The organism is Enterobacter sp. CM29 (genome assembly GCF_013179605.1).
Taxonomy (GTDB): domain Bacteria; phylum Pseudomonadota; class Gammaproteobacteria; order Enterobacterales; family Enterobacteriaceae; genus Enterobacter; species Enterobacter intestinihominis.
Map to the genome: position 1 here is coordinate 1 of NZ_JABMCU010000218.1, position 6,810 is coordinate 6,810.

At 57.7% G+C, this 6,810-nt stretch carries 7 protein-coding genes; 2 read left to right on the forward strand and 5 right to left on the reverse strand.

Annotation, left to right across the window (positions count from 1 at the left end; translation table 11 throughout):
* Together HP459_RS19990 and clpS are read right to left on the reverse strand one after the other, a co-directional pair.
* A partial coding sequence (locus HP459_RS19990) for a Clp protease N-terminal domain-containing protein (protein ID WP_301540999.1) occupies positions 1 to 519 on the reverse strand: 519 nt, incomplete at its 3' end.
* Positions 520 to 546: 27 nt separating this feature from the next.
* A complete protein-coding gene (gene clpS, locus HP459_RS19995; protein ID WP_006174393.1) occupies positions 547 to 867 on the reverse strand; it encodes an ATP-dependent Clp protease adapter ClpS in 321 nt (106 codons plus the stop codon).
* A 267-nt stretch (positions 868 to 1,134) separates the two neighbouring features.
* Between clpS and cspD the strand changes: the two genes are divergently transcribed.
* Entirely contained in the window at positions 1,135 to 1,356 is a 222-nt protein-coding gene (cspD, locus tag HP459_RS20000) for a cold shock-like protein CspD (protein ID WP_006174390.1), read from the forward strand.
* A 70-nt stretch (positions 1,357 to 1,426) separates the two neighbouring features.
* Here cspD and macB read toward each other — a convergent pair whose 3' ends face one another.
* The gene (macB, locus tag HP459_RS20005; protein ID WP_023305795.1) at positions 1,427 to 3,367 is read right to left on the reverse strand and encodes a macrolide ABC transporter ATP-binding protein/permease MacB; all 1,941 of its coding nucleotides are present in this window, start codon (positions 3,365 to 3,367) and stop codon (positions 1,427 to 1,429) included.
* Positions 3,364 to 4,479 carry a macrolide transporter subunit MacA gene (gene macA, locus HP459_RS20010; RefSeq protein ID WP_023305794.1) on the reverse strand — a complete coding sequence of 372 codons (1,116 nt, stop codon included), beginning with the start codon at positions 4,477 to 4,479 and terminating at the stop codon, positions 3,364 to 3,366. Before macA ends, macB begins: the two co-directional genes overlap by 4 nt.
* Positions 4,480 to 4,638: 159 nt before the next feature.
* Between macA and HP459_RS20015 the strand changes: the two genes are divergently transcribed.
* Positions 4,639 to 5,595: a VirK/YbjX family protein gene (locus tag HP459_RS20015; RefSeq protein ID WP_063138164.1), complete on the forward strand. Its 957-nt coding sequence runs from the start codon at positions 4,639 to 4,641 to the stop codon at positions 5,593 to 5,595.
* On the opposite strand, the gene HP459_RS20020 is transcribed toward HP459_RS20015, so the two are convergent.
* The coding region (locus HP459_RS20020; protein WP_171936709.1) for an ATP-dependent endonuclease at positions 5,592 to 6,810 on the reverse strand (1,219 nt) is incomplete at its 5' end. The genes HP459_RS20015 and HP459_RS20020 overlap by 4 nt on opposite strands.

A 6,810-nucleotide genomic window follows, 5' to 3' on the forward strand; every position in this document is an offset into this window, starting at 1 on the left:
GAAGTTTTCCATACGATCCTCCCCGCCTGCTTGCTCTTCATTGCTGTTGATCTGTCCGCTGGGATCCGATGCCTGGTTAGGCTCGTCTTTTCGCGTTCCGTGAGAGATGAAGTTGACCACGTCGAGCCGGCTGACTTCGTGTTTACGCAGCAGGTAGGCCGCCTGGGACTCCTGCTCACTGAAGATGGCGACCAGCACATTGGCGCCCGTCACTTCGCTACGTCCGGAAGACTGGACGTGGAAAACCGCGCGCTGCAGCACGCGCTGGAAGCTGAGCGTCGGCTGTGTGTCGCGCTCTTCTTCACTGGCTGGCAGCACCGGTGTGGTTTGTTCGATGAAGGCTTCGAGTTCCTGACGTAGCGCCACCAGATCCACGGAGCAGGCTTCCAGCGCTTCGCGGGCAGATGGGTTGCTAAGCAGTGCGAGCAGCAAATGCTCGACGGTCATAAACTCATGTCGGTGCTCACGCGCTCTGGCGAAAGCCATGTTTAAACTGAGTTCCAGTTCTTGATTGAGCATAGGCACCTCCCCCAATTTTATGCCTTATCAGGCCTTTTCCAGCGTACACAGCAACGGATGCTCGTTCTCCCTTGCATAGTCGTTCACCATCGCTACTTTGGTTTCCGCTACTTCGGCAGTAAAGATGCCGCAGATCGCTTTGCCACGATAATGAACGGTAAGCATCAGTTGCGTTGCACGTTCAACATCATAAGAAAAGAACTTTTGTAGCACGTCAATAACAAATTCCATCGGCGTGTAATCATCGTTCATTAACATAACTTTATACATAGATGGCGGTTTTAGCGCGTCGCGCACTTTATCTTCCGCCAGCTGGTCAAAATCCAGCCAATCGTTGGTCTTACCCATTATGCATAACCACTTTGAATCTACCTCAGATGTTAGATAACAATCATCTATTACTGTCATCCGCGATGTCTGTCACAAACTGTTGCAATAGCGTTAACTGCCTCAAATTTTGGTTGATTATTGTCCCAACTCCAGCGCCAAACGCTTGACGGCTTCTTCCGTTTCTCTAAATTGTACAAGCGTGAGTTGGCGAGGTTTTGAACAGCCCCCACTCCACCACCGGTTCATTCCATCTTAATTTATAAGATTTACGAAGGATGTCGAAGCATGGAAATGGGTACTGTTAAGTGGTTCAACAACGCCAAGGGGTTTGGCTTCATTTGCCCCGAAGGCGGCGGCGAGGATATCTTCGCTCACTATTCCACCATTCAGATGGATGGTTACAGGACGCTCAAAGCCGGGCAGTCCGTCCGGTTCGATGTACACCAGGGGCCAAAAGGCAATCATGCCAGTCTGATCGTCCCCGTTGAAGCAGAAGCGGTTGCATAGCTCTCTGATTCATTGTGTACACCCTGCAGGCAAAATGCCAGCCCGATCGGCTGGCATTTTTATTTTCGGGTTATTCGCGCGCCAGCGCATCCACCGGATCCAGCCGCGCCGCGTTTCGCGCCGGTAGCCAGCCGAACAGAATTCCGGTGAAGGTGGAACATAAAAACGCCGTCAGGATCGCCATCGGCGAGAAGCCAATCTCCCAGCCCGGTAAGAAGAGCTGGAGCGCAAAGGCGATCATCATCGAGAGCGCAATCCCCATCGCACCGCCCACCAGACACACCAGCACCGCTTCAATCAAAAATTGCTGCAGCACGTCGCTGGCTCTGGCTCCGACCGCCATGCGGATGCCGATCTCCCGCGTACGTTCGGTCACCGACACCAGCATAATGTTCATCACCCCTATCCCGCCGACGACCAGCGAAATCACCGCCACCAGCGTCAGGAACAGCTGAAGAGTACGTGTGGTCTTTTCCGCCGTTTTCAAGAGGCCATCCATATTCCAGGTGAAGAAATCCTTTTTCCCGTGGCGCAGGGTTAACAGCCGCTCCAGCTGCTGTTCCGCCAGCCCGCTGTCGTAGCCCTCCTTCACTCGAACGGTAATAGAGTTAAGCCATGACTGCCCCATGATGCGCCCGGAAATGGTGGTGTACGGCAGCCAGACGCGCAGGATTTTACTGCTGCCGAACATCGACTGCTTCTCTTCCGCCACGCCGATCACCGTCGCTGGCATGTTGCCTACGAGGATCACTTCCCCCACCACATTGGTCTTATTCGGGAACAGCTGCCTGCGGGAGTTAGCGTCTAACACCACCACCTGCGCCCTGCCCGCCAGCTGTTCAGCGTTGAAGGTCGCCCCTTCGCTGAAGGTCATGCCGTAGACGTTGAAGTAATCTCCGCTGACGCCGTTAGCGCTGGCCGCCACGTCGATGTTGCCGTAGCGCAGACGCAGGTTTTGCGAGACAGCAGGCGTGGCGGAGTTCACCCACGGCTGCTTCTGAATAGCCGCCAGATCGTCATACTTCAGCGCCTGCTGATACTGCGGCTCGTCGTCGCCAAAATCTTTGCCGGGGTAAACGTCGATGGTGTTAGTCCCGATGGCGCGAATATCTGCCAGCACCAGCTGTTTCGCCGCATCGCCCACCACCACAATCGACACCACTGAGGCAATACCAATAATGATGCCAAGCATGGTCAGCAGAGTGCGCATTTTGTTGGCCGCCATCGCCAGCCAGGCCATGGTCAGCGCCTCGCGGAAACCGCTGGAAAACTGGCCCCAGCCAGTTGCGGCCGGCAGCGCCTCTTTCGCCGCCGCCGCTCTGGACTGACGTGGCGGCGGGTTGCTGACCAGCTCGCCGTCGTGGATCTCGATAATGCGTTCCGCCTGCGCTGCCACCTGCGGATCGTGGGTGACGATAATCACCGTATGCCCCTGATCGCGAAGCTGATGCAGGATCGCCATCACCTCTTCACCGGAATGGCTGTCGAGCGCACCGGTTGGCTCATCGGCGAGGATCACCTGCCCCCCGTTCATCAGCGCGCGGGCAATACTCACGCGTTGCTGCTGACCGCCGGAAAGCTGCGAAGGCTGATAATCAACACGCTCCGCCAGCCCAAGACGCGTTAACAGCGCCTTCGCGCGTTCGAGGCGTTTTTTGCGCTCGACGCCCGCATACACCGCCGGCACTTCCACATTCTGCGCCGCGCTCAGGTGTGAAAGCAGATGGTAACGCTGGAAGATAAAGCCAAAATGCTCGCGACGCAGCTTCGCCAGCGCGTCGCCGTCCAGGGTGGAAACATCCGTCCCGGCCACGCGATAGGTGCCGCTGGTAGGCTTATCCAGACAGCCGAGAATGTTCATCAGCGTTGATTTACCCGAGCCCGATGCCCCGACAATCGCCACCATTTCACCGGCTTCAACGCGCAGGGAGATGCCTTTCAGCACTTCCACCGGCCCGTCGCCGGACGGATAGCTGCGACGAATGTCATTCAGCTCAAGCAGCGCCGTCATTGCGCGGCTCCAGGCAGGCTTTCGCTGGTGACCACTTCCTCACCCTCTTCCAGCCCTTTTACCACCACCACGTCGGTGTCGTTACGTGCGCCAATCACCACTTCCCGCTCGCGGGTTTCACCGTTGCGCAGCACTTTCACCTTGTAGCGATTGTCCCCGGCGGATTCGCCCAGCGCGGAGAGCGGAACCGTCAGCACGTTTTTCACGCCGGTCAACTGGATATGCACCTGAGCGGTCATGTCCAGACGCAGCACGCCCTGCGGGTTTGGCACCTCAAAACGCGCATAGTAGAAGATGGCGTCGTTGACCTTCTCCGGCGTCGGCAGGATATCTTTCAGCATCCCTTCATAGCGGGTTTGCGGATCGCCCAGCACCGTAAACCAGGCTTTCTGCCCCGGCTTAAGGTGAATGACGTCCGCTTCAGATACCTGGGCTTTCACCAGCATGGTGCTCATATCCGCCAGGGTCAGGATGTTCGGCGCCTGCTGCGCGGCGATGACCGTCTGGCCTTGCAGGGTGGTTATCTGCGTCACTTCCCCGGCCATTGGCGCAACGATTTGCGTGTAATCGAGGTTGGTTTTCGCCGTATCCAGCGAGGCCTGATTCCGCTTGATTTGCGCATCGATGGTGCCAATCTGCGCCTGCTTCACCGCCAGCTCCGTGGCGGCTGTGTCCAAATCCTGTTTCGAGATGGCCTGCGTTTTCGCCAGCGCCTGCTGGCGCGACAGGGTGACCTGAGCGAGATTACGCTCCGCCTGAGCCTGAGCGCGCTGCGCGCGCAACTCCATCAGCGTCGCTTCCACCTCGCGGATCTGGTTTTGCGCCTGCTCAGGATCGATCACGCCCAGCAACTGGCCTTTTTTAACCTTATCGCCAATCTCAACCGACAGGGTTTTAAGCTGACCGCTGACCTGCGCGCCCACGTCAACCTTACGCAGGGCATCCAGCTTCCCCGTCGCCAGCACGTTTTGTTGCAGCTCGCCCGGACGAACAATCAGCGTTTGATACTGTGGTACCGGCGCGTTCAGTACCTTCCATAACCAGAATCCGCCTGCTAACACCACTACCGCCAGCAGCAGAAACAGCTTTCTGCGTTTTCCCTTCAGGTTCATAAATATTCCAAATAATTGTTCTGGCTATCATCACCGTTGATTTTATCTAAACCACTCCTCAACGAAACCCCCGATCCCCGTAATCGTCGGGAATTGTTTACCCGATGTTGATAAAGCGCCTGCTGAAATAGCGAAATTCCACCAGAAGCAGGATCTAACATGTCTTCCATCGTCGATACACCTTATTCAACGCTGTCCCAGCCTAAATCGGGCTGGCAACTGTTTAAAAGCCTGGCATCGGGTTCCCTCACGCCGGGGCTGGCGTGGCAAAATCCGGCCTATCGACGTAAGTTTATGCTGCGCTCGCTGGCAACGCCGTTCACCACTGCGCGCCTGCTCGGAAACCTTGCAAAACAGCCCCGTCTGATGCAGATCCTGCGCGTGCAGCCCGGCCTGCCGTGCCGCCTGCACCGACCGTGGCTGACCGTCAATATGGGCCGTCAGAATACGCTGGACGCATTGGACAATCACTATCAGATGATGAGCCGCCATCTTCCGGCGTCACTGCTGAACGGCTACCTTTCCAGCCAGGGCATCACGCTGGTGACGTTAACGGGCAAAGAGGAGCAGCAGTTTAGCGTTCGCCTGAGCGCGGATGCGTTTCTGGACAAAGAAGGGGAAGCGACCCTCACTTTTTGCGACCACCAGAACACGGTGCTGGCCGAGCTGACCTTTACGCTGTGCAAATACCAGGGCAAGTCAACGCTCTTCATCGGCGGAATGCAGGGGGCGAAAGCGCATGTCCCGCACGAGCACATTCAGCTGGCGACCAAAGCCTGTCACGGACTGTTCCCAAAACGTCTGCTGGTTGAAGCGGTCATGACGCTGGCAGGCGCCTTCCCCGTCGAGCAGATCCTCGCGGTGAGTAACGCCACCCACATCTACCGCAGCTGGCGCTATCGCAAGAAAAAAGAGGGAAAATTGCTGGCTGACTATGACAGCTTCTGGCGCTCCCTTGGCGGACAGCAGCAGGAGAACGGCAACTTTGCCCTGCCACTGACCATGCCACGCAAACCGATGGAAGAGATTGCGAGTAAAAAACGATCCGAGTACCGCCGCCGCTATATCCTGCTTGATAGCCTGCTCCAACAGGTATCGCAGGCGACTGCCCGTTAATCGGCTCTCCCGCGTGCCAGCCAGAGGACGCGGGAGAACATTTTACGCAGCAGCGTGGGCACCGACTCCACGCCCCGCCTGCCCGCTTCCGTCGCGACTTCAATGGCCAAATCCGGTTTTGACGACCGATGGATAGCTTTGGCAATCACCCGACGCATATTCATGGGCACATCCACCGGGATCATCGCCACGCGGTGAAAGACGTCGTCAAATCCCTGGCGGTACATAAAGTGCTCCATGTCCATCGCGGGCAGCGTGGTCAGATGTTCCCGCTCCTCTTCCCGATCGTTATTGAGCAGGCTACGCACGGTCGCCGCATATTTTTTACCCGCCTCATCGCCATCCACCAGCACGTGCCACTCTATCCCCATCCGGCGCGCAAATTTGATCAGCGGCTTTAAGCCAGACTGAGCAAATTCGATCACTTTGATGCCTTCGGCATCAAAGTGGTGTCCGCACTGGCGAGCCAGCTCGTTTATCACCCAGGTTTCAGTTTCACCTTCCACCAGCAACCAGCAGCGGGCAAACAGGGAAGAGGCTCGGTTAAAACGGATATGAAACGCAATGCGTCGGCCATCTTCGGCATTTAACCCGCCGGGCCCGAGCCGGTAGGCGGTGACCCGCGAGGATTCACGCACCAGGCGGCAGACATACTCCACCGGCGTCAGGGAGAGCAGCTCGCCGGAATTCGTGGTGGTGACACGCTGCAACGGCAGCAGATTAAGAAGATGCCACGCCACGGAAAGCATAATCGGGTGCAGCCGCGTTTCCGGATCTTCTACCAGCAGCAGCGGGCGCGCGTCCCGATCCAGGCGCACCGTCCCTTTCGCCTGTAACAGCGTGGAGAATAATCCCAGCAGGATCACCCGATGCGTGCGCCCGCTGGGGCGGTCGATCATGCGGTTGATAATATCGAGATAGCGCCAGCTTCGTTGCTCGTCGTGCGAGCGGCGGCGCATCAGGCGGTGGCGCGCCTGCCCCGTTCCCTGCTCAGAGAAGTAGTGCTCCAGCAGTTGCACCATGGCAGACAGCCCCTGACGGATCTGGCCGTCGGTGAGGTTCTGCGGCCGTGAGACCAGTTCACGGGCGAGGAAATCCAGTTCGCGGGCGGTTACTTCCACCTCGGGCATATTCGGCACGGCGCCGTTACGGATCCGCCGCATAAAGCGCGCGTCTCGTAAGCGCAACACGGGGGAGAGGCGGATCAGATGGCGG